The organism is Intestinimonas sp. RTP31139st1_F5_RTP31139_211217 (genome assembly GCF_040226735.1).
In the GTDB taxonomy this organism is placed as follows: Bacteria; Bacillota; Clostridia; order Oscillospirales; family Oscillospiraceae; genus Intestinimonas; species Intestinimonas butyriciproducens.
Genome location: NZ_JBCOAQ010000002.1, coordinates 47,798 through 66,677, shown reverse-complemented (window position 1 = coordinate 66,677; position 18,880 = coordinate 47,798). Strand labels below are relative to the sequence as shown.

At 59.4% G+C, this 18,880-nt stretch carries 18 protein-coding genes and 1 other annotated feature; of the genes, 10 read left to right on the top strand and 8 right to left on the bottom strand.

Annotated features, from left to right (window positions below; all coding sequences use genetic code 11):
* Positions 1 to 28 precede the first annotated feature (28 nt).
* The 4 genes from ABUA09_RS02550 to ABUA09_RS02535 all read right to left on the bottom strand — a co-directional run bounded on the left by ABUA09_RS02550 (position 29) and on the right by ABUA09_RS02535 (position 5,519).
* Positions 29 to 1,123: a hypothetical protein gene (locus ABUA09_RS02550; RefSeq protein WP_195973623.1), complete on the bottom strand. Its 1,095-nt coding sequence runs from the start codon at positions 1,121 to 1,123 to the stop codon at positions 29 to 31.
* 135 nt (positions 1,124 to 1,258) lie between these two features.
* Positions 1,259 to 3,316, bottom strand: coding sequence for an ABC transporter ATP-binding protein (locus ABUA09_RS02545; protein WP_195417159.1), 2,058 nt, complete (start codon positions 3,314 to 3,316; stop codon positions 1,259 to 1,261).
* Entirely contained in the window at positions 3,316 to 5,052 is a 1,737-nt protein-coding gene (locus ABUA09_RS02540) for an ABC transporter ATP-binding protein (protein ID WP_279204588.1), read from the bottom strand. Before ABUA09_RS02540 ends, ABUA09_RS02545 begins: the two co-directional genes overlap by 1 nt.
* Positions 5,046 to 5,519, bottom strand: a complete 474-nt coding sequence (locus tag ABUA09_RS02535) for a MarR family winged helix-turn-helix transcriptional regulator (RefSeq protein WP_052082653.1) — start codon at positions 5,517 to 5,519, stop codon at positions 5,046 to 5,048. The genes ABUA09_RS02540 and ABUA09_RS02535 overlap by 7 nt, the downstream gene beginning before the upstream one ends.
* Before the next feature lie 193 nt (positions 5,520 to 5,712).
* Here ABUA09_RS02535 and lexA point away from each other — a divergent pair, with 193 nt between their 5' ends.
* The 4 genes from lexA to ABUA09_RS02515 are packed head-to-tail and all read left to right on the top strand — an operon-like array spanning position 5,713 to position 7,512.
* Positions 5,713 to 6,324 (top strand): transcriptional repressor LexA, encoded by a 612-nt coding sequence (gene lexA, locus ABUA09_RS02530; protein ID WP_033117638.1) that lies wholly within the window; start codon positions 5,713 to 5,715, stop codon positions 6,322 to 6,324.
* Position 6,325: 1 nt separating this feature from the next.
* Complete coding sequence (locus ABUA09_RS02525) at positions 6,326 to 6,769, top strand: VOC family protein (protein WP_208319366.1); 444 nt, start codon at positions 6,326 to 6,328, stop codon at positions 6,767 to 6,769.
* 39 nt (positions 6,770 to 6,808) lie between these two features.
* Positions 6,809 to 7,279, top strand: coding sequence for a methylated-DNA--[protein]-cysteine S-methyltransferase (locus ABUA09_RS02520; RefSeq protein WP_195614634.1), 471 nt, complete (start codon positions 6,809 to 6,811; stop codon positions 7,277 to 7,279).
* Positions 7,279 to 7,512: a hypothetical protein gene (locus ABUA09_RS02515; protein WP_052082652.1), complete on the top strand. Its 234-nt coding sequence runs from the start codon at positions 7,279 to 7,281 to the stop codon at positions 7,510 to 7,512. The genes ABUA09_RS02520 and ABUA09_RS02515 overlap by 1 nt, the downstream gene beginning before the upstream one ends.
* A 107-nt stretch (positions 7,513 to 7,619) precedes the next feature.
* Here ABUA09_RS02515 and rpsT read toward each other — a convergent pair whose 3' ends face one another.
* The gene (gene rpsT, locus ABUA09_RS02510) at positions 7,620 to 7,883 is read right to left on the bottom strand and encodes a 30S ribosomal protein S20 (RefSeq protein WP_033117636.1); all 264 of its coding nucleotides are present in this window, start codon (positions 7,881 to 7,883) and stop codon (positions 7,620 to 7,622) included.
* A 200-nt stretch (positions 7,884 to 8,083) separates the two neighbouring features.
* Between rpsT and gpr the strand changes: the two genes are divergently transcribed.
* A complete protein-coding gene (gene gpr / locus ABUA09_RS02505; RefSeq protein WP_349949065.1) occupies positions 8,084 to 8,989 on the top strand; it encodes a GPR endopeptidase in 906 nt (301 codons plus the stop codon).
* Here gpr and ABUA09_RS02500 read toward each other — a convergent pair.
* Entirely contained in the window at positions 8,982 to 10,214 is a 1,233-nt protein-coding gene (locus ABUA09_RS02500) for a right-handed parallel beta-helix repeat-containing protein (protein WP_195614632.1), read from the bottom strand. The two genes, gpr and ABUA09_RS02500, sit on opposite strands and share 8 nt — an antisense overlap.
* 133 nt (positions 10,215 to 10,347) lie before the next feature.
* Positions 10,348 to 10,554: a binding site (T-box leader), on the top strand.
* Positions 10,555 to 10,622: 68 nt separating this feature from the next.
* Here ABUA09_RS02500 and ABUA09_RS02495 point away from each other — a divergent pair.
* From ABUA09_RS02495 to ABUA09_RS02475, 5 genes are all read left to right on the top strand, one after another.
* On the top strand, positions 10,623 to 12,041 hold the full coding sequence (locus ABUA09_RS02495; protein WP_195614676.1) for a glycine--tRNA ligase: 1,419 nt from the start codon (positions 10,623 to 10,625) through the stop codon (positions 12,039 to 12,041).
* A 116-nt stretch (positions 12,042 to 12,157) separates the two neighbouring features.
* Positions 12,158 to 14,017 carry an LTA synthase family protein gene (locus ABUA09_RS02490; RefSeq protein ID WP_349949064.1) on the top strand — a complete coding sequence of 620 codons (1,860 nt, stop codon included), beginning with the start codon at positions 12,158 to 12,160 and terminating at the stop codon, positions 14,015 to 14,017.
* Between the two features lie 89 nt (positions 14,018 to 14,106).
* Positions 14,107 to 14,760, top strand: a complete 654-nt coding sequence (locus ABUA09_RS02485) for a pentapeptide repeat-containing protein (RefSeq protein ID WP_279204593.1) — start codon at positions 14,107 to 14,109, stop codon at positions 14,758 to 14,760.
* Positions 14,761 to 14,845: 85 nt separating this feature from the next.
* Positions 14,846 to 15,166 (top strand): AEC family transporter, encoded by a 321-nt coding sequence (locus ABUA09_RS02480; protein WP_347568495.1) that lies wholly within the window; start codon positions 14,846 to 14,848, stop codon positions 15,164 to 15,166.
* Between the two features lie 11 nt (positions 15,167 to 15,177).
* Positions 15,178 to 15,786: an AEC family transporter gene (locus ABUA09_RS02475; RefSeq protein WP_347568496.1), complete on the top strand. Its 609-nt coding sequence runs from the start codon at positions 15,178 to 15,180 to the stop codon at positions 15,784 to 15,786.
* A gap of 37 nt (positions 15,787 to 15,823) precedes the next feature.
* Here the strand turns inward: ABUA09_RS02475 and rnhA are convergent, their stop codons facing one another.
* Together rnhA and gyrA are read right to left on the bottom strand one after the other, a co-directional pair.
* The gene (gene rnhA, locus ABUA09_RS02470; RefSeq protein ID WP_033117628.1) at positions 15,824 to 16,264 is read right to left on the bottom strand and encodes a ribonuclease HI; all 441 of its coding nucleotides are present in this window, start codon (positions 16,262 to 16,264) and stop codon (positions 15,824 to 15,826) included.
* A 42-nt stretch (positions 16,265 to 16,306) separates the two neighbouring features.
* Entirely contained in the window at positions 16,307 to 18,856 is a 2,550-nt protein-coding gene (gene gyrA / locus ABUA09_RS02465) for a DNA gyrase subunit A (protein WP_033117627.1), read from the bottom strand.
* Positions 18,857 to 18,880: the final 24 nt, after the last annotated feature.

The following is an 18,880-nucleotide window of genomic DNA, read 5'->3' as shown; positions in this document are numbered from 1 at the left end:
AACCCTGCTCCGCCGCGCGTCCTTATCTTCAGGCCGCATCCGCTTCCTGCCGGGACTCAAAATACTCCCCCCACGCCAGCCCCAAATTGCCCCGGACCTCCTCACGGAAGGCCACGAGCTGGGGATATTGGTAGAAAAAGTCCAGCTTTCGGGACCATACGTCCTCGTCTGCCCGAAAATCTCTGGGGCGAAGGACAAAAAAAGCAAAACTCTCACAGATATCCTCCGAGGGATCTGTGGAGGCATAGGGCGTAATGAAATCGTCACAGTGGCGGAGGAAAAAGTTATAGGTGTCGTCACAGGCCAGACAGTCGTCCAGATAGCCGGTCCAAAATTCCTGGTAGAAGTCGTTCAAATAGGAGTCCGCCAGAGTTACCATACCCGGTTCATTGTAGGTATCCAGCGTCTGTTCCGACGTATAGATCACCTGGGTATCGTTGAGAGATAGGTAGTGGAAATATTCGTGGAGGACCGTCTCCACAAAGTACTCCCGATCCTCCGCGTCCGCAGGGTCCACAGCGATCTCCCAGCGCGCTCCAGCATCATCCAGCGCCCAGACATAGGCCACTGTCTCCTCCGGTCCGTCGGTAAAGACGGTGAACTGGTCAAAGCCCTCAAAGGCGCCCTCCGGCAGCAGCGTACACATCTCCTCCCACAGGCCCAGGAGCTCTGTTTCGCTCCAGGCCCCGCCCGACAGGTCATTTGCCGGGTCCGGCGTCAGCGCGCCGCCGGCCCCGATTTGGTAGACCGCCAAGGTCCGTTCCCGCGGGCTCCGGTAGCCGAACCCCTCCTCATCACCGCCCAGATATCGGATGGTATAGGCGTCATAGAGCCCGGAAAGCCGCCGCAGGAGCCGCCATTCATAGTCGCTGCGCTCGTAGTTTCCCTTTGCCTTGCGCTCTGTCTGGATGGCCCGTATCTTGCTCCAAAGATCCAGGGCCTCCCGGCGCTCCTCAGCGGTGATCTCATCCTTCAGCAGGCCCAACTGGACGTCCAGCTCCGCCTGTGCCGCCGCCGTATCCGTTCGGCCCGTGCCTGACGGCAGCAGCTTCCCGCCGGTTTGTCCACATCCCGCCAGCAGAAGCACCAGCAGAACAGCGGATACCAGTCTCTTTTTTCTCATGTTTCCCCTCCGGATCGACTTGGTTTTCCACCATTATACCGGTCAATGTGGAAAAAAACAATCCACCCCCTAAAAAAGGGGGAGGACCCGTTTACAATAACCGGGACCTCCCCTTCAGCAGACAAAATGGCTTTTTTATTCCAATTCGGCCCCACCGGTGTAGAGCTGGTAGTACCGGCCCTTTTGGCCGATCAGTTCCTCATGGTCGCCCCGCTCTATGATGCGGCCGCCCTCCAACACCATAATCGCGTTGGAGTTCCGAACAGTGGAGAGCCGGTGGGCGATGACAAACACGGTACGCCCCTCCATCAGGGCGTCCATGCCGTTTTGGATGATGCGCTCGGTGCGGGTATCGATGGAGGAGGTGGCCTCGTCCAAGATCATCACCGGAGGGTCGGCCACGGCGGCACGGGAGATGCCCAGGAGCTGCCGCTGGCCCTGGGAAAGGTTGGCGCCGTCGCCGGTGACCATGGTATCATAGCCCTGGGGCAGGCGGCGGATAAAGGAATCCGCTCCCGCGATGCGGGCGGCCTCCACGCACTCCTCGTCGGTGGCCTCCAGCCGCCCGTACCGGATATTTTCCATCACAGTGCCGGTAAAGAGGTGGGTATCCTGGAGCACCACGCCCAAGGAGCGGCGCAGGTCATCCTTTTGGATGGCCTTGACGTCGATACCGCCATAGGTGATGACGCCGTCCTGGATCTCGTAAAAGCGGTTGACCAGATTGGTGATGGTGGTCTTGCCCGCGCCGGTGGAGCCCACAAAGGCGATCTTCTGCCCGGGGTTTGCAAAGACGGTCACGTCGTGGAGGATCTGCTTGCCCGGCACATAGGAGAAGTCCACATGCTGGAAGCGCACCGCCCCGGTGAGCTGGGCCAGCACATAGCCCTCCTCCCGCTGTACATCGCCGCGGATGCGGTGGAGCCCGAAGGCAGGATCGTCCTTATTGACGTATTTCCACGCCCACAGGTGGCCGGGCACGTCCTCCCCACACTCCACCAGTTCGTCATGCGCATCCTTGCTTGCGCAGACCAGAACAAAGCGGGGATTCTCCGGCACCTTCCAGGCCCAGTCATGGACATGGGCGCCCTGGGGCGCGGGCGTCATCCGGCCCTCGCTGTCCCGGACCACGGGGACCAGGGTCACAAAGCCCTCGTCGGTCTCCGGGGCCTCGTCCATACACTCGAAGATCCGCTCGGCGCCCGCCAGGGCGGAGAGAATGGTGGTGAGCTGCTGAGAGATCTGATTCATGGGCTGGCCCACCTGCCGGCAATAATTGAGGTAGAGGGTGAAGGAGCCCAGCGGCAGACCCATGGCGATGGACAGCACCCCGCCGAAGGCGGCGGTCAGGGCATAGCCGATGTTCATGATGTTCATGGCGATGGGCATGATGGCGGTGGAGTAAAAGTTGGCCGCGGTGGCGGAGGCGCGGTAATTCTCATTGAGCCGTGCAAAGAGCGTCTTGGCCTGCTCCTCGTGGGTGAAGGCCTTGACCACCTTCAGCCCTTCAATGGTCTCCTGGATATTTCCGTTGACGGCGCCCAGGTCGGCCTGCTGCTTCTGATAATACCTCCGGCTGCGGCCGCCGAAGACCTTGAACACCACGAAGGTGCTCCCCAGAGTGACCACGGACACCAGGAAAAGCAGTGGGCTCACCACCAGCATCACCACCACGATGCCCACAAACATGAGTACGCTGGAGAGGAGGGAGACCACGCTCTGTTCCAGGGCGAGCTGCACATTGTCCGCGTCGTTGGTGAAGCGGCTCATGAGCTCTCCATGGGGATGGCGGTCAAAGTAGGATAGGGGCAGGGTCTGCAAATGGTCGAATAGATCCTTCCGCAGGCGGTTGGTTCCCCTCTGGGCCAGTTGGACCATGATGGCCGACTGCCCGTAAGTGGCCACCCAGCCCACGGCATAGATGGAGATGAGCTTGCCCACATCGGCCGCTAAACCGGACACGCCGGTATAGCGGCCCGCGGCAATGTTGTTGATGATGACCAGGTTGATGAAGCTGGAACCCGCAATGTTGGTGACCACTGAGCCCAGCAGACACAAAAGGACGATGAGGAGCGGCCACTTCCGCCGGGTCAGATAGCTCATCAGGCGGGAGACGGTCTTTCTCAGATTTTTCGGCTTCTGGAAGCCGCCCCGGCTCTGGCCAGGGCCACCGGGACCACGCTGCTGCGCCATTATTCCTGCACTCCTTCCTGCTGAGACTGGTAGATCTCCTGATAGATTTCGCTGCGGGCCATGAGCTCGTCATGGGTCCCGATGTCGCTGATATGGCCGTCGTCCAACACCAGGATGCGGTCCGCAGACTGGACCGAGCTGATGCGCTGGGCGATGATAATAACCGTGGTGCCGGCCAGATTTTCCTTGAAGGACTGCCGGATCTTGGCGTCCGTGGCGGTATCCACGGCAGAGGTGGAGTCGTCCAGGATAAGGATGGCCGGGTGCCGGAGCATGGCCCGTGCAATACACAGCCGCTGCTTTTGGCCGCCGGAGACATTGGTGCCGCCCTGGCTCATCTGGGTGCCGAAGCCGTCGGGCAGCGCCATGACGAAATCGTAGGCCTGGGCATTCTTGGCGGCCTGGATCATCTCCTCCTCAGTGGCGTCCGGGCGGCCCCACAGCAGATTCTCGCGGATGGTGCCCGTGAAGAGGACGTTGTTCTGAAGCACCATGCCGATGCGGGCGCGGAGCTCATCCAGGGGATAGTCCCGCACGTCCACCCCGTCCACCAGGACAGCGCCGTCGGTGACGTCGTAAAACCGGGGGATCAGGTTCACCAGAGAGGACTTTCCGGTACCGGTACCGCCCACCACAGCCAGGAACTCGCCGGGGCGGACGGTGAAGTCGATGTCGGTGAGAACATTCTCCCCGGTGCCCCCGGCCTGGTACTTGAAGTCCACATGGCGGAATTCCACCTGGCCCTTGGGCGCAGGCAGCGTGTCGGCGCCGCAGGAGCCGTCCTCAATGGAGGGCTCGGTCTCCAGCACCTCGTCGATCCGGCGGGCGCAGGCAATGGCGCGGGAGAGCTGCAGCAGACTCATTCCCAGCATCATGACGCTCATCAGAATCTGGAAGATATAGGTGATAAAGGAGGAGAGGTCGCCGATGAGCATGCCGCCGGACATCACAGTGGAGCCGCCCAGGTAGAGCACGGCGGCGGTGGCGCCGTTGAGGGCGATCATCATGATGGGCATCATGGCGATGACTCGCATATCCACATTGATGGCGGCCTTGGTCAGGTCGTCGTTGGATTTTTTAAATTTGGTCTTCTCGTAGCCCGCCCGGACAAAGGCCTTCACCACCCGGATCCCCACCAGATTCTCCTGCACGGTGCCGTTCAGGGCGTCGATGCGGGTCTGAAGGACCTGGAAAAGGTGGTTGCACATACTCATGAGCACGCCGATAGCGATCACCAGCAAGGGGATGGCCACCAGCATGACCATGGCCAGCCGGGCGTTGATGCTGATGGACACGGCCAGGGCGGCCACCAGCATCACGGGGGCTCGGACCAGCATCCGCAGCGCCATGGTGACCATCATCTGGATGGCATTGACATCGTTGGTGATCCGGGTGATGAGGGAGGCGGAGGAGAAGTGGTCGATGTCCGCGAAGGAAAACTCCTGTACCTTGTTATAAATGCCCCGGCGCAGATTGGCGCCAAAGCCCTGGCCCGCCACGGCGGCCAGCTTGGCGCCGAACATGCCGCAGAGCATACTGCCCACGGCCAGCACCAGCATGATGCCGCCCATTTTTAAAATGTAGGAGAGGTCGTTGCCCGGAATTCCCACATCCACGATGTTGGCCATAAACCGGGGCAGCGCCAGCTCACAGAGTACCTCCAGCACCATGAGAAGGGGTGTGAGCACGGCGTACTTTTTGTATTCTCCCAGATAGGGAAGAAATTTTTTCAGCATTGACAGTTCATCCTTTCCGGTGGAAGATCCCCCCGCAGATTGTGGAGCATCCGCATGAGATAGCCGCAGGCCTGCCGCGTCTCCTCGGGGCGAAAGCCCTCGAACATGCTCTGGTCCACCGCCTCAAAGACCTGGACGCACCTCTGGATGGCGGCCTCTCCCTTGGGGGTGAGCCGCACCGCCTTCCGGCGCTGGTCGGTCTCGTCGGCCAGCTTTTCCACATAGCCCTCCCGCTCCAGGGACTTGAGGGAGACGGCCACCGTGGCGGGGGAGACATGCATGGCGTCGGAGAGCTCTTTCTGGGCTGCAATCCGGCCCTCCCGCCCCTTGTCCTTGAGCAGGAACAGAATCATGGGCTGTCCTAGTGTCCCCAACCCCCTGCGTGACAATTCCGTTTGAATGGCCTGCTTCCTGGCCCGTTCTACAGATTGAAAGAGAATGCCGGGCATGTTTTCCCGCATCTCCATAGAAAAGACCCTCCTTCTTTTTTAAATAGTTAGCCTACTTATGATTAGCATGTTTACATATTGTAATACGAGTGCTCTGCAATGTCAATGAAGTTTCTGTAAACAGCATCCCCCAAATTTCTTAGAACGCTTGTTTGACTTTTTGTGTGTTGTGTGGTATGATACAAGTAATCCATACAAGGGAGGGGCCGCCATGAAGGCGCTGACGGAAAAGCAGCGGCAAATCTACGACTATATCATCTCCTTTCAGCGGGATCACGGCTATCCCCCCTCTGTCCGGGAGATCGGCGAACATGTGGGGCTCAAATCCCCCTCCACCGTCCACTTCCATCTGAAGGGGCTGGAGGCGGCGGGCCTCATCACCAAGGCGGAGGGAAAAACCCGGGCCATCACGGTGGCGGGCGGTTTTCCGCCGTCGGAGGCCGATCCCCCCGCCGACCGGGTACCAGTGGTGGGGAATGTGGCCGCCGGGTCGCCCATTCTGGCCGAACAGTGCATCGAGGACTATCTCGCCTTTGACACCGGCGGCCTGACCGGAGAGCATTTCGCCCTGCGGGTCCGCGGTGAGTCCATGCTGTACGCGGGCATTTTGCCCGGAGACTACGTCGTCGTCCACCAGCAGGAGCACTTCCGAAACGGTGAGATCGTGGTGGCCCTTTTTGAGGATGAGGCTACGGTCAAGACCCTGCGCCGGAAGGACGGACATGTCTGGCTCATGCCGGAGAATCCGGAGTACCAGCCCATTGACGGCGATGGGGCCCAGCTTTTGGGCAAGGTGGTGGCCGTAATCCGGCGGTACGACTGATATGCGTCCCCACATCGACCATGTGGAGCTCACGGTCTCCGATCTGTCCCGGGCGGAGCGGTTTTACGACGCACTGCTGCCCCTGCTGGGTTTTGATCTGAGGCATAAGGGCCGGGGAGATTTTCCGGATTTCGATCACACGGAGATCGATTACGCCACCGCTGATTTCAGCCTGGGTCTCGTCAGTCCCCGTCCTGAGCTGGCGGGAGAGGGCGTCTGCCGCCGGAAACCAGGAGCCCTGCACCATCTGGCCTTTGCCGCCGACAGCAGGGAGGAGGTGGACCGTCTCTTTGCACAGGTCCGCGCCATTCCCGGCGTGCGGATCCGGACCCCACCCAGGTGTTACCCAGAATATACCCCGGATTACTACGCTTTCTTTTTTTATGACACCGAGGGAATCGAAGTGGAAATCGTCCACTTCGCCCGGAAACGTTACTTTTTGTGAGACGTCTTATTTTGCCCTGTGGAAAGGAGGTCGTTTCCTGTGGAGCTGCTCTCCGTCCCCAGCCGCTTGGGGACCTTTTTTCTCGGTGGAGAAGCCGGCCATATCATCCGGCTGTATCTGCCCGGTGATCCGACGCCCCGCATCGCGGAGCACGAAACGCCCGTGCTCTCAGAGGCGCGGCGGCAGCTACTGGAGTATTTGGCGGGCCGCCGCACAGCCTTTTCCTTCCCCCTGGCCCCGGATGGAGGCACGCCCTTTCAGCGGCAAGTCTGGCGTGCCTTGGAGGCAATCCCCTTTGGTGAGACCCGGACCTATGGGCAGATCGCAGCGGCTGTGGGAAACCCAAAGGCGGTCCGGGCCGTGGGACAGGCCAACCACCGCAATCCCATCCCCATTTTTATTCCCTGTCACCGGGTGGTGGGTGCGGACGGGACCCTGACCGGCTATGCCGGCGGCCTGGAATTAAAACGTTCCCTATTGGAACTGGAGCGTGGAAAGGAGTGCCCCTGATGTTGAAAAACTGGTGTGCCGCAGGGCGGCTCATGCTCAAGGATATGGATCTGGAGGACATGGCCGCCCTGAAGGTCTGTCTCCTGGCCATGGGGACCCTTTTGGGGCTAAGCGTTCCCTTTCGATGGAAAAAGCCCGCAGCCCTCTTGGGCTCCTTCCTCTTTGTGGGGACCTACCTTCCCCTGATGGTCAGACTACTGGAGTGCCTAACCAGAACGGAACGCGAGACCTGATGGAAACAAAAGCCGCCCGGAATTTACATTCGGGCGGCTTTTTCTTTCTGTCTCGGGACACAAAAACCGCCTGCTTTCGCAGGCGGTTTGTTTTGCAGAAGTTCCACTCAGGCCAGCTTGTTCAGCTTGATGGTCATGGCGCTCTTCTTGTTGGCCGCGTTGTTCTTGTGCAGCAGGCCCTTAGCAGCAGCCTTGTCGATGGCCTTGACCGTGGTCTTATAGACGCTATCGGCCTCGCTGCGGTTGCCTTCGGCCACCACGGCGTCAAACTTCTTGATCTGGGTCTTCAGCGCAGACTTGGCCGCCTTGTTCCGGGCCGCCTTGGTCTCGTTGACCAGTACGCGCTTCTTGGCAGACTTGATATTCGGCAAACCAAACACCTCCTCCGATGGTATCTCAAATTTCACGGGTCCTGCCCGTGCAGGTATCTATTTTACCAGCCCGAGCCGAAAATTGCAACCTATTTTTTCACTTTTTCTGCGATTTTTGAATATCTGTCTCCCATACGCTAAAAATAGAAGTAAATTTGCAGGATACTACTATATCTTGCGTTGAAGGGGGATGGGCTGCCATGCTGAAACGGCGGACGGACCTGGCTTTGGAGGCCAGAGAGCTGTGGAGCGAGTCGGCGGAGGCCGAGACGGAGCTGGAGGGCGTGCGGGCGAGGGAGGAAGAGCGGGAGGGCTATCCGGTGACCCGGGTGGAGATCCTCAATGAAGCCGGCGTCCAAGCCTTGGGAAAACCGCAGGGGACCTATATTACGCTGGATCTTTCCGCTCTGGCCAGGCGGGAGGAGGACGCCTTTCCCCGCGCGGCCAAGGCGCTGGCCGGGGAGCTCTCCGGCCTTTTGAAGCTGCCCCAGGGTGCTCCAGCTCTGGTGGTGGGTCTGGGCAACCGGGCCATCACACCCGACGCGGTGGGGCCAGGCGCGGCGGACCACACGATGGTCACCCGCCACTTGGTGGAACAGGTGCCGGAGCACTTCGGGGCTTTCCGCCCTGTGGCCGCCCTGGCGGCCGGGGTGCTGGGCACCACCGGCGTGGAGAGCGGTGAACTGGTAAGGGCGGTGACGGAACGGATCCATCCCGCCTGTGTGATCGCGGTGGACGCCCTTGCCTCCCGCAGCCTCAAGCGGGTCTGCACCGCCGTACAGCTTGCCGACACGGGTATCGTCCCCGGCTCCGGCGTGGGCAATCACAGGGCGGCGCTGAACCGGGAGACCCTGGGCGTTCCGGTCATCGCCATCGGCGTCCCCACCGTGGTGGACGGGGCCACCCTGGCCGCCGATATTCTGGAGGAGGCCGGAAAGGGAGAGCTGGACCCCGCCGCGCTGGCGGGGGAGGGCGGCAGCCTTATGGTAACGCCCCGGGATATCGATCAGAGGGTCTCCGACATGGCCAAGGTCATCGGATTCGGGATCAATCTAGCTCTGCAAAGCGGCCTTACTGTGGAGGACGTGGAGCTCTTCCTCAGCTGAGCCCGGTGCAGTCCACAAACACTGCGCCGCCGGAGCTCTGCCAGCCATAGCCGTTTATCCCTCCAAAGTCGTTTTCTCCGAAATGGCAGCGGTCAAACACCACGTTTTGACTCCCGTAAGTACTCTCTACCAGAGTACCGGCGGAGTTTCCCTCAATAGCGTAGCACTCCCACAGACGGACATCGGAGGTATTACAGACCTCCAGCAGGTGGAAACACCCGGTACAGTCGCGGATGCGGCAGTTCAAAAGCTCTATGTCCTTGGAATCCCACAGACTGACCGCTCCATAAGTGCAGTTCTGGATGACGCTGCTGTACAGGCCCACATTCCGGCAGTTAATGGCGCACAGACCATAGGCCCCGCTCCCATCCAGCGTGAGTTCGAGGAGGTTGATATCCCGGCAGTTCTCCAGCTCCACACAGTTGCCCGCACAAAAGCCCGGCTCCACGTCGTGGACGGCGATTCCCGACACCAGCTCTATCCGACGGCAGTTTTCAAACCGCCACACATCTGCGTAGGCCCACGGGGTAGAGATCCGGGTCGGCGTCGGGTAATTCCCGGTGGTGATCGTCAGGTCCCGGACATTTTGGATGACCACCTGATAGACCGCCCCGGTATTGTATTCCCCTGTGGCGGTATCAAATACGTCGTAATCCACCAGGACATAAGGATTGTGGATCGCCTCCACATCCATGTCCGCGAAGGAGTACTCCCCCTGTGCCAGCGCGATCTCGGTATCGGGAGCCACTGCGTTGAACAGCTCCTCCAAACTCTCGGCATATACCTGTCGCTTGGGATAGGAGAGCTCCACCACGCCAGTCCACTCCACCGTGAGCCCCAGCGCCTCCGCCAGGGGGCGCAGAGGGGCATAGAGCACTCCGTCCCGGAACGCGGCACCCTCTTTTCCTGGCGTGAGGATCACTGTCCGGTCATACCATTCCACCGTGAGCACACCGGAGCCGTCCTCGGCCCAACGGTACAGGATGCCGCCGGGCAGGGGAGAGCTGTCCCAGGAGGCGGTCTGGACATCTCCCCCCAGGCTCCGGCAAAATTCTTCCACCGGGACCATCGTGCTCCCCTTCCACGCCAAAATGGGGTGCTCCAACTCTATCTCAAATCCGTTCAGAGTGACCTCCACCTCCGTCTCCTCCGCCGCCAGGGCGGAGGAGCCCCAGGCAAGGGCCCACGTAAGGAGCAGCCCCATGGCCATCAGCCGTCGTTTCATCTGGATACCTCCCGTTTCTGTTTTTTTCAGTATAGCACTGGCCCCGCCTCCAGTTGTTACATTTGGATGACAAAGCGGAAAGAAAGTGTAACGGCCTTGACGGAGTGAAAAAAAGATGATAAAATACCCCAGAACATTGGCAATGACCGGGAAGAGTAGGCGCGATCTCCAGCAGAAGAGAGGGGCCGGAAGGTGTGAGGCCCCCTGGGACGCGCCCAAGGCGCCCATGAGCCGCGGGGCGGAAATGCCCTGCCGGACCCCGCCGTTACCGGGGCAAGAGCGCGGAGCCTCTCCAGGCCCCGAATTCAGGTGGCACCACGGACAGAAGTTCGCCCTGAGCCTTCATGGCTCAGGGCGTTTTTTGGTTTTCGTCCATACTATCTAAGGTGAAATGAGGAGTGTCTTATGATGAAAAACACAGAGAAGACCATGGAAAAGATCGTCGCTCTCTGCAAAGGCCGGGGCTTCGTCTATCCCGGAAGCGAGATCTACGGCGGCCTTGCCAACTCTTGGGACTACGGTCCCCTAGGCGTGGAACTCAAGAACAATGTAAAGCGGGCCTGGTGGAAAAAATTTGTGCAGGAAAATCCCTATAACGTGGGCCTGGATGCCGCCATCCTGATGAACCCGGAAGTCTGGGTGGCCTCCGGACATGTGACCACCTTCAACGATCCCCTCATCGACTGCAAGGCCTGCAAAATGCGCCACCGGGCCGACAAGCTCATTGAGACCTGGTGCGGGGAGCAGGGCCGGACGGACGTCAATGTGGAGGCCATGACCAACGAGGATCTAGTATCCTTTATCCGGGACAACAACGTGACCTGTCCCGGCTGCGGAAAGTCCGACTTCACCGATATCCGCAAGTTCAACCTGATGTTCAAGACCCATCAGGGCGTCACCGAGGACTCTTCCACCGAGGTCTACCTCCGGCCTGAGACCGCTCAGGGCATCTTTGTGAACTTCTCCGCTATCCAGCGCACCACCCGGAAAAAGCTTCCCTTCGGTGTGTGCCAGGTGGGCAAAAGCTTTCGCAACGAGATCACACCCGGTAACTTCATCTTCCGCATCCGGGAATTTGAGCAGATGGAACTGGAGTTCTTCTGCCAGCCCGGCACCGATCTGGAGTGGTTCCAGTACTGGCGCAACTTCTGCCACGACTGGCTGCTGAGCCTTCACATCAAGGATGAGAATCTGCGCCTCCGGGATCACGAGCCGGAGGAGCTCGCCTTCTACTCCAAGGCCACCACGGACTTTGAGTTTATGTTCCCCTTCGGCTGGGGTGAGCTCTGGGGCGTGGCCGACCGCACCGATTATGACCTCAAGCAGCATCAGGAGCACTCCGGCAAGGACCTCACCTATTTCGACCAGGAAAAGAACGAGCACTATATCCCCTATGTCATCGAACCCTCCCTGGGCGCCGACCGTGTCACGCTGGCTTTCCTGGTGGAGGCCTACGACGAGGAGGTGGTGGACGCCGAAAAGAACGACACCCGTGTGGTCATGCACTTCCACCCCGCCCTTGCCCCCTTCAAGTGCGCTGTGCTGCCTCTCTCCAAAAAGCTTGGGCCCGCCGCCCAGGATATCTATGCACAGCTCTCCAAGGACTTTATGGTGGACTACGACGAGGCCGGCTCTATCGGTAAGCGCTATCGCCGCCAGGACGAGATCGGCACGCCCTTCTGTATCACGGTGGATTTCCAGACCGTGGGTGATGAAAAAAACCCCGCCGACCACTGTGTGACGGTCCGGGATCGTGATTCCATGGAGCAGGTCCGTCTGCCCATCAGCGAACTGAAGGATTATATCACCCGGGGCGTGGCGTTCTGACCCGACCACCCTGCACAGAAGCTCCGTCTTTGAGCGGACATGAGCGGCGGCCCAGAGCAAGGGCTGCCGCTCCATGTCCTTTTTCTCTCTACGAATGTAAAGAAATGGTAAATATTATGAAAAAAATTGCACTTTTTCAGCCATGTCCCCCCTCTCACTGGCCTGTGTGGAAAAAGCTCCTGTTCTGGTTTTGGAACATAGGGATTGTCTTCTGCAGCTTCTTGGGCATCGGCGGGCTCTCACTTCTGTTTGCCGCTGTCGTCAACCGCAAGGCCATGATTCTGAGTTATTTTCAGCACCCCCTCATCGCCTTTTTGAATCTGGCGCCAGTGCTGCTGCTGGGGTTGATGCTCTACTTTCTTCTGGGCCGGGCCGGCCTCAGCTACGGCATCACCGCTGTCATCGTACTGGGCCTTACCATAGCAAGCTGGTTCAAGCTTCAGTTCCGCAATGATCCTTTGATGTTTGAGGACCTGCTTCTCCTCAAGGAGGCGGGCAACATGGCGGGGAAATACCAGCTCTTTCTGACCAAGACCATGGCGGCCGCCCTCCTCCTGGTGGTGCTGGGCTGGGCGGCACTCCACTTCTGTGCCAGGTGGCGGCCCCGCGGCAGGTTGCGGTATCTGGGCTTTACCCTGGCCCTGGTGTTGTGCTTTCCCCTCTCTGCACTCATACAGAGCGACGATATCTACAATAACCGCACGGAAAATTACGCTCTCATCAACCGCTGGTCGGCCACACAGGTCTATACCTCCAAGGGCTTCGTCTACCCCTTTCTTTACAGTGTGAAGTCCGCCTCCGATGCGCCTCCCGACGGCTATGATGAGAAACGGGCCCAGTCCATCCTCTCCGCCTATGAGGACGCGGATATTCCGGAAGAGCAAAAGGTATCGGTCCTCTCCATCATGCTGGAATCCTACGACGACTTTACCAAATACGGCGTACCAGAGCTGGATCCCAAGGTGTACGAGGACTACCACGCCCTGGAGGCTGAAAGTGTCACGGGAAACCTCATCACCAATATCTTTGCCGGGGGCACCGTGGACTCCGAGCGCTGTTTTCTCACCGGGTTCTCCCGCCTGGGTTCCTTCCGCAGTCTCAGCAACTCCTATCCCTGGTATTTCAGGAGCCAGGGGTACACCGTCACCGGGGCCCATCCCTGCTATGCCTGGTTCTACAACCGGGAAAACATCAACCGGAACCTGGGCTTTGAGGACTACAAGTTTGTGGAAAACTATTTTTCGCCGATGACAGGTGGAGACGTGGGGTATGACGATCTCTTCTTCCCGGAGCTCATCCAGCTATGGGAGGCGAACAAGGCCCTGGGCAAGCCGGTTTTCACCTATGACCTCACCTATCAGGGCCACGGCCCATACAGCGACGACACACTCTGGTGGGAGGACGGCTATGATTATGTGCTGGGCGGGGATTACACCGATGCGGAACGAAATATCCTGAACAATTACTTTGGGTCGATCTATAATACCAACCAGAATCTGAAAGCCTTCTTCGATTATTTCCGCGGGGAGAGCGAACCGGTGGTCATCGTGGTCTTTGGGGACCACAACCCCTGGCTGGGAGACGGCAACGCGGTATATGAGGCCATGGGGTTGGATCTGGACTTCTCCACAGAGGAGGGGTTTTACAACTACTACTCCACCCGTTACCTCATCTGGGCCAATGATGCCGCCAAAGAGGCGCTGGACCGGGATTTTACCGGACAGGGCCCCACCATCAGCCCCAACTTTTTGATGAACGAGGTCTTTCGCCAGTGCGGCTGGGATGGGAACGCCTTTATGCAGGCCACCCAGCAGGTGATGGACCAGGTGCCGGTCATCAACACCCCCACCGGTCTCTACGTGGAGGGCGGCAGGCTCACCGCCGCCTTGACGCCGGAGGGCCAGGCTCTGGTGGACGACTATCACATGCTGCAGTATTACTGGCGCAGGCACTTCGCCTATGACAGCATATCCTGAGCAAAACCGCGGGATGCGGCGCAAAATGAGACAAGGCCGCCGTGGGACGATAGGATCCTCCGGCGGCCCTTTTGAAGGAGGCAGCCGCCATGGCACAGTCTGAACCTATACACACAAAATTTCCACAGCCTGTTGATGATTTTCCGGCCCTTGCCCGCAGGGCACGGGAGGAGGACGAGGAGCTCTCCGGCCTCTTGATCCGGGATCTCCAGCTGGAGAGGGAGGACCTCAGCGGCCTTGTTTTGCAGGATGTGGTCTTTGACCACTGCCGGCTTCCGGACTGCGACTGGTTTGGAACTTCTTTTTCCGACGTTACTTTCCACACCTGTGACCTCTCCGGTGGAAATTTTGAAAACAGTTATTGGCTGCGGTTCGCCTGCCATGAGACAAAAGCCCTGGGCGTCCGGCTTCAGAACTGCCGGATGCGGCGCGGTCTTTTGGAGCAGGGACGCTTCTCCGCCGCCAACTGGAACCAGAGCCGGCTGCGGGAAGTACGCTTTTCCAGTTCCGCGCTCACCGGTTCCTTTTTCAGCCGCTGTACTTTTACCGGTGTGGAATTTCAGCAGTGTGATCTGAATCAGGTGAACTTTTTCCACACTCCGCTGGAACATGTGGATTTGACCACCTGCACCATTGACGTGCTTGTCCTCTCCGAACATTGCGATGAACTCAAAGGCGCCGTGGTGGATCTCTATCAGGCCGCCGAGCTCTCCCGCCGGATGGGACTTGTGGTAAAGCTGTAGACCGATCCCCGGCCATCTGTCCAATCCCGGCAGCACGGCCTCATCCTCATCTCCTGTCAAAGTCCAAGAAAGGTGGCGCCTCCCCTTGGAACATCTGATTTTCTGCCTCAACGCCACAGTCCCCATCTTCCTCATGATGGCGGTCGGCTTTTTCTTCCGGCGCATTGGTCTTGTGGACAAAGTCTTTGCCGATAAGATGAATGCCTTTGTATTCAAGGCGGCGCTGCCGGCGCTGGTTTTCAAAGACCTGGCGGGGGCGGACTTCTTCGCCGTCTGGGACGGCCCCTTCGTCCTCTTCTGCCTCTTCGCCACCGGTGTGAGCATCCTGTCCGTGCTCCTGGTCTCCCGGCTGTTCTCAGCGGAGATCCGGGGGAGTTTGTCCAGGCCTCCTATCGCAGCAGCGTAGCTCTTCTGGGCGTGTCCTTTATTGAGACTATTTACGGGACCGCGGGAACCGCCCCTCTGATGATCATTGGGGCCGTGCCCCTTTACAACATCGCGGCGGTGCTGGTGCTCACGCTGATGCGGCCAGGCCGCGGGCGGCTGGAAAGAGCGCTCCTCAAAAAGACGTTTTGGGATGTGGCCTCCAATCCCATCCTGATCGGGATTCTGGTCGGGATTCTCTGGTCGCTGCTGCGGATCCCGCAGCCCGTTATCTTTCAAAAGACGCTCTCCAACTTTGCGGGGGTCGCTACCCCTATGGGCCTCATTGGTTTGGGCGCATCGGTGGACGCGGCCAGGGCCAGGGAGGAACTGCCCCCGGCCATGGTCTGCTGCTTTTTCAAGCTCATCGCTTTCGTGGCCCTCTTTCTTCCCGTGGCGGTCCTTCTGGGGTACCGTACCGACAAGCTGGTGACCGTGCTTATCATGCTTGGCTCCGCTACCACCTCCAGCAGCTTTGTTATGGCCCGGAATCTGGGCTATGAGGGTGCCCTCACCGCCAATACCGTCATGCTCACCACTTGTCTGAGCGCCTTTACTCTGACGGGATGGCTCTACCTTCTTCGTTCTCTCGGAATGGTGTAAAAAAGTGGGGTCCGAACCAAGCTCGGACCCCACTTTTTTATTCCTTATACTTTCGACTCTCCATGACCGCCAGCTCATCGCACCTGTTGTTGTAGGGGTTGGACGCATGGCCCTTGACCCAGTGGAGGTGGACTTTGTGATAATCGCACAGGTCCAGCAGCCGGCCCCACAGGTCGGGATTAAGGGCGGGCTTTTTGTCCGCCTTGACCCAGCCCTTGGCCCGCCAGCCTTTGGCCCAGCCCTTTTCCAGGGCGTCGATGACATATTTGGAGTCGGACCAAAGCTCCACGATACAGGGCTCTCGGAGCGCCTCCAAAGCGGCAATGACGCCCGTGAGCTCCATACGGTTGTTGGTGGTATGGGCCTCGCCGCCGGAGAGTTCCTTTTTGAACGATCCATACATCAAGATCGCTCCCCAGCCACCGGGACCGGGATTGCCGGAGCAGGCCCCGTCGGTATAGATGGTCACCGTTTTCATCGCAGTCGTATGCAAAGCTCCTTTCACGCTGTCCGGGCGCTTTTACTGCTCCGGTTCCGTCCGGCCCCCCTGGTCGCTCCCCGCTTCGGGAATCTCGTCTTCCACGGGCTCCTCGATCTCCTCCCCCTCATGGTCGGTCCGGGCGATGGAGATGACCTTCACGCCCTCCTGGAGACGCATCAGAATCACGCCCTGGGCGGTACGGCTGTAGCTGTTGATATCCTTTACCGGCATCCGGATGATCACGCCGTCGTCTGAGATGATGAGGATATCCTCTTCGCCGGAGACCACCTTGACCCCGGCGATAGGGCCGGTCTTCTCCGTGACCTGATAGCCCTTAAGGCCATAACCGCCCCGGTTCTGCGGTCCGTCCGCCCGGAAATACTCGTCCATGGGGGTGCGCTTTCCATAGCCGTTCTCCGTTACCATCAGTACCTGGTGATCGTACTTGGCCCGGGCGGCGCCCACCACATAGTCGCCCTCCCGCAGCTTGATGCCCCGGACGCCGGTGGCGTCCCGGCCCATGCAGCGCACGTCCGTCTCCAGGAAGGCGATGGCCATACCGTCGTGTGTGACAATGAGGATCGCCTGCTTGCCGTCCGTCTCCCGGACCGAGATGAGCTCATCCCCCTCGTCCAGAGTGATGCAGCGGATACCGGCCTTTCGGGCCGTATTGATCACAGGCAGAGAAATGCGCTTTACCGTGCCGTTCCGGGTCACCATCACCAGATAGCGGTCCTCGGCATACTCCCGCAGGTGGATCATGGCCGTGACCTTCTCCCCCTGCTCAATGGGGAGGACGTTGACGATGTTGGTACCCTTGGCCGTCCGGCCCGCTTCGGCGATCTGATATCCCTTTTTCCGATGGACCCGGCCCATGCTGGTAAAGAACAGGATATAGTCATGGGTGGAGGCGGTGAACACGGTCTCCACACAGTCCTCCTCCTTTAGTGTCTGCGCGCTGACGCCCTTTCCGCCCCGCTTTTGGGCCCGATAGGCCGAGGCCGGCGTCCGCTTGATGTAACCCGCGCGGGTGAGGGTAAAGACGCACTCCTCCTCCTCAATCAGGTCCTCGATATCCAGCTCATCCTCCACATCCTGGATCTCTGTCTTGCGGTCGTCGCCGTACTTGTCCCGGATGGCGGTGAGCTCCTCCTTGAGCACTCCCTTGAGCATCTCCTCGTCGGAGAGGAGCTTGTTGAAGTAGGCGATGCGCTCCTCCAACTCCTTGTACTCGTTCTCCAGCTTTTCCCGATTCAGGCCCTGAAGGGCAATGAGGCGCATATCGCAGATTGCCTGGGCCTGGACATCGTCCAGATGGAAACGGGACATCAGATTCTCCTTGGCGTTATCATAGCTGGTACGGATGATCTTGATGACCTCGTCAATGTTGTCCTGGGCGATGAGCAGGCCCTCCAGCAAATGGGCCCGCTCCTGTGCCTTGCGGAGGTCATACTTGGTCCTCCGGATGATGATCTCCTCCTGGAAGGCCAGGTATTCGTCCAAAATGTGCCGCAAGGACAAAATCTTGGGTTGGGACTGGTTGTTGACCAGCGCCAGCATATTGATGGCAAAGGTGGTCTGAAGCTGGGTCTGGGCAAAGAGACGGTTGAGGACCACCTGGGGATTGGCATCCTTCTTCAGCTCGATGACGATGCGCATACCGTTCCGGTCGGTCTCGTCCCGGATGTCGGAGATCCCTTCCAGGCGCTTGTCCTCCACCTGGTCGGCCATATTTTTGATGAGCATCCTCTTGTTGACCTGATAGGGGATCTCGGTGACGATGATACGGGTGCGGTCCTTGCCGAACTCCTCAAATTCCGTGCGGGCCCGAACCATCAGTCGTCCCCGTCCGGTGGCATAGGCGGCCCGGATGCCGGAACGTCCCATGATGATGCCTTTAGTGGGGAAGTCCGGCCCTTTGACATGCTCCATCAGGTCGGGCAGAGTGGCCTCGGGGTTATCCAGTACACAGATGCAGGCATTGATGACCTCCCGCAGATTGTGGGGAGGGATATTGGTGGCCATGCCAACGGCAATGCCGGAGGAGCCGTTCACCAGCAGGTTGGGGAAGCGGGAGGGGAGGACCCTGGGTTCCCTTCTGGACTCGTCAAAGTTGGGGTCCCAGTCCACGGTTTCTTTGTCGATATCCCGGAGCATTTCCTCGGAAATACGGGCCAGCCGGGCCTCCGTATAACGGTAGGCGGCCGGGGGATCTCCGTCCACGGAACCAAAGTTGCCGTGGCCGTCCACCAGCATATAGCGCATGGAAAAATCCTGTGCCAGACGAACCAGAGCGTCATATACGCTCTGGTCTCCGTGGGGATGGTACCGGCCCAGTACGTCGCCCACGCAGGTGGCGGACTTTTTAAATGGCCGGTCATGGGTCAGATTGTCCTCATACATGGCGTAGAGGATACGGCGGTGGACCGGCTTAAGTCCGTCGCGGACGTCGGGCAGGGCCCGGCCCACGATGACGCTCATGGCGTATTCGATGTAGGACTGCTCCATCTCCGGCACCAGGGGGGATGTCACGATGACTTGGTCCGGATACCGGATCTCCTCAGGATCGTACTGCGGTTTTTTACTCATTCAAAAACAGCCTTTCTTTTTCAA

Bases quoted from the DNA above. Each gene is read 5' to 3' on its own strand.
- ABUA09_RS02550 (WP_195973623.1), bottom strand. From the start codon at position 1,123: ATGAGAAAAAAGAGACTGGTATCCGCTGTTCTGCTGGTGCTTCTGCTG.
- ABUA09_RS02545 (WP_195417159.1), bottom strand. From the start codon at position 3,316: ATGGCGCAGCAGCGTGGTCCCGGTGGCCCTGGCCAGAGCCGGGGCGGC.
- ABUA09_RS02540 (WP_279204588.1), bottom strand. From the start codon at position 5,052: ATGCTGAAAAAATTTCTTCCCTATCTGGGAGAATACAAAAAGTACGCC.
- ABUA09_RS02535 (WP_052082653.1), bottom strand. From the start codon at position 5,519: ATGGAGATGCGGGAAAACATGCCCGGCATTCTCTTTCAATCTGTAGAA.
- lexA (WP_033117638.1), top strand. From the start codon at position 5,713: ATGAAGGCGCTGACGGAAAAGCAGCGGCAAATCTACGACTATATCATC.
- ABUA09_RS02525 (WP_208319366.1), top strand. From the start codon at position 6,326: ATGCGTCCCCACATCGACCATGTGGAGCTCACGGTCTCCGATCTGTCC.
- ABUA09_RS02515 (WP_052082652.1), top strand. From the start codon at position 7,279: ATGTTGAAAAACTGGTGTGCCGCAGGGCGGCTCATGCTCAAGGATATG.
- gpr (WP_349949065.1), top strand. From the start codon at position 8,084: ATGCTGAAACGGCGGACGGACCTGGCTTTGGAGGCCAGAGAGCTGTGG.
- ABUA09_RS02500 (WP_195614632.1), bottom strand. From the start codon at position 10,214: ATGAAACGACGGCTGATGGCCATGGGGCTGCTCCTTACGTGGGCCCTT.
- ABUA09_RS02495 (WP_195614676.1), top strand. From the start codon at position 10,623: ATGAAAAACACAGAGAAGACCATGGAAAAGATCGTCGCTCTCTGCAAA.
- ABUA09_RS02490 (WP_349949064.1), top strand. From the start codon at position 12,158: ATGAAAAAAATTGCACTTTTTCAGCCATGTCCCCCCTCTCACTGGCCT.
- ABUA09_RS02485 (WP_279204593.1), top strand. From the start codon at position 14,107: ATGGCACAGTCTGAACCTATACACACAAAATTTCCACAGCCTGTTGAT.
- rnhA (WP_033117628.1), bottom strand. From the start codon at position 16,264: ATGAAAACGGTGACCATCTATACCGACGGGGCCTGCTCCGGCAATCCC.
- gyrA (WP_033117627.1), bottom strand. From the start codon at position 18,856: ATGAGTAAAAAACCGCAGTACGATCCTGAGGAGATCCGGTATCCGGAC.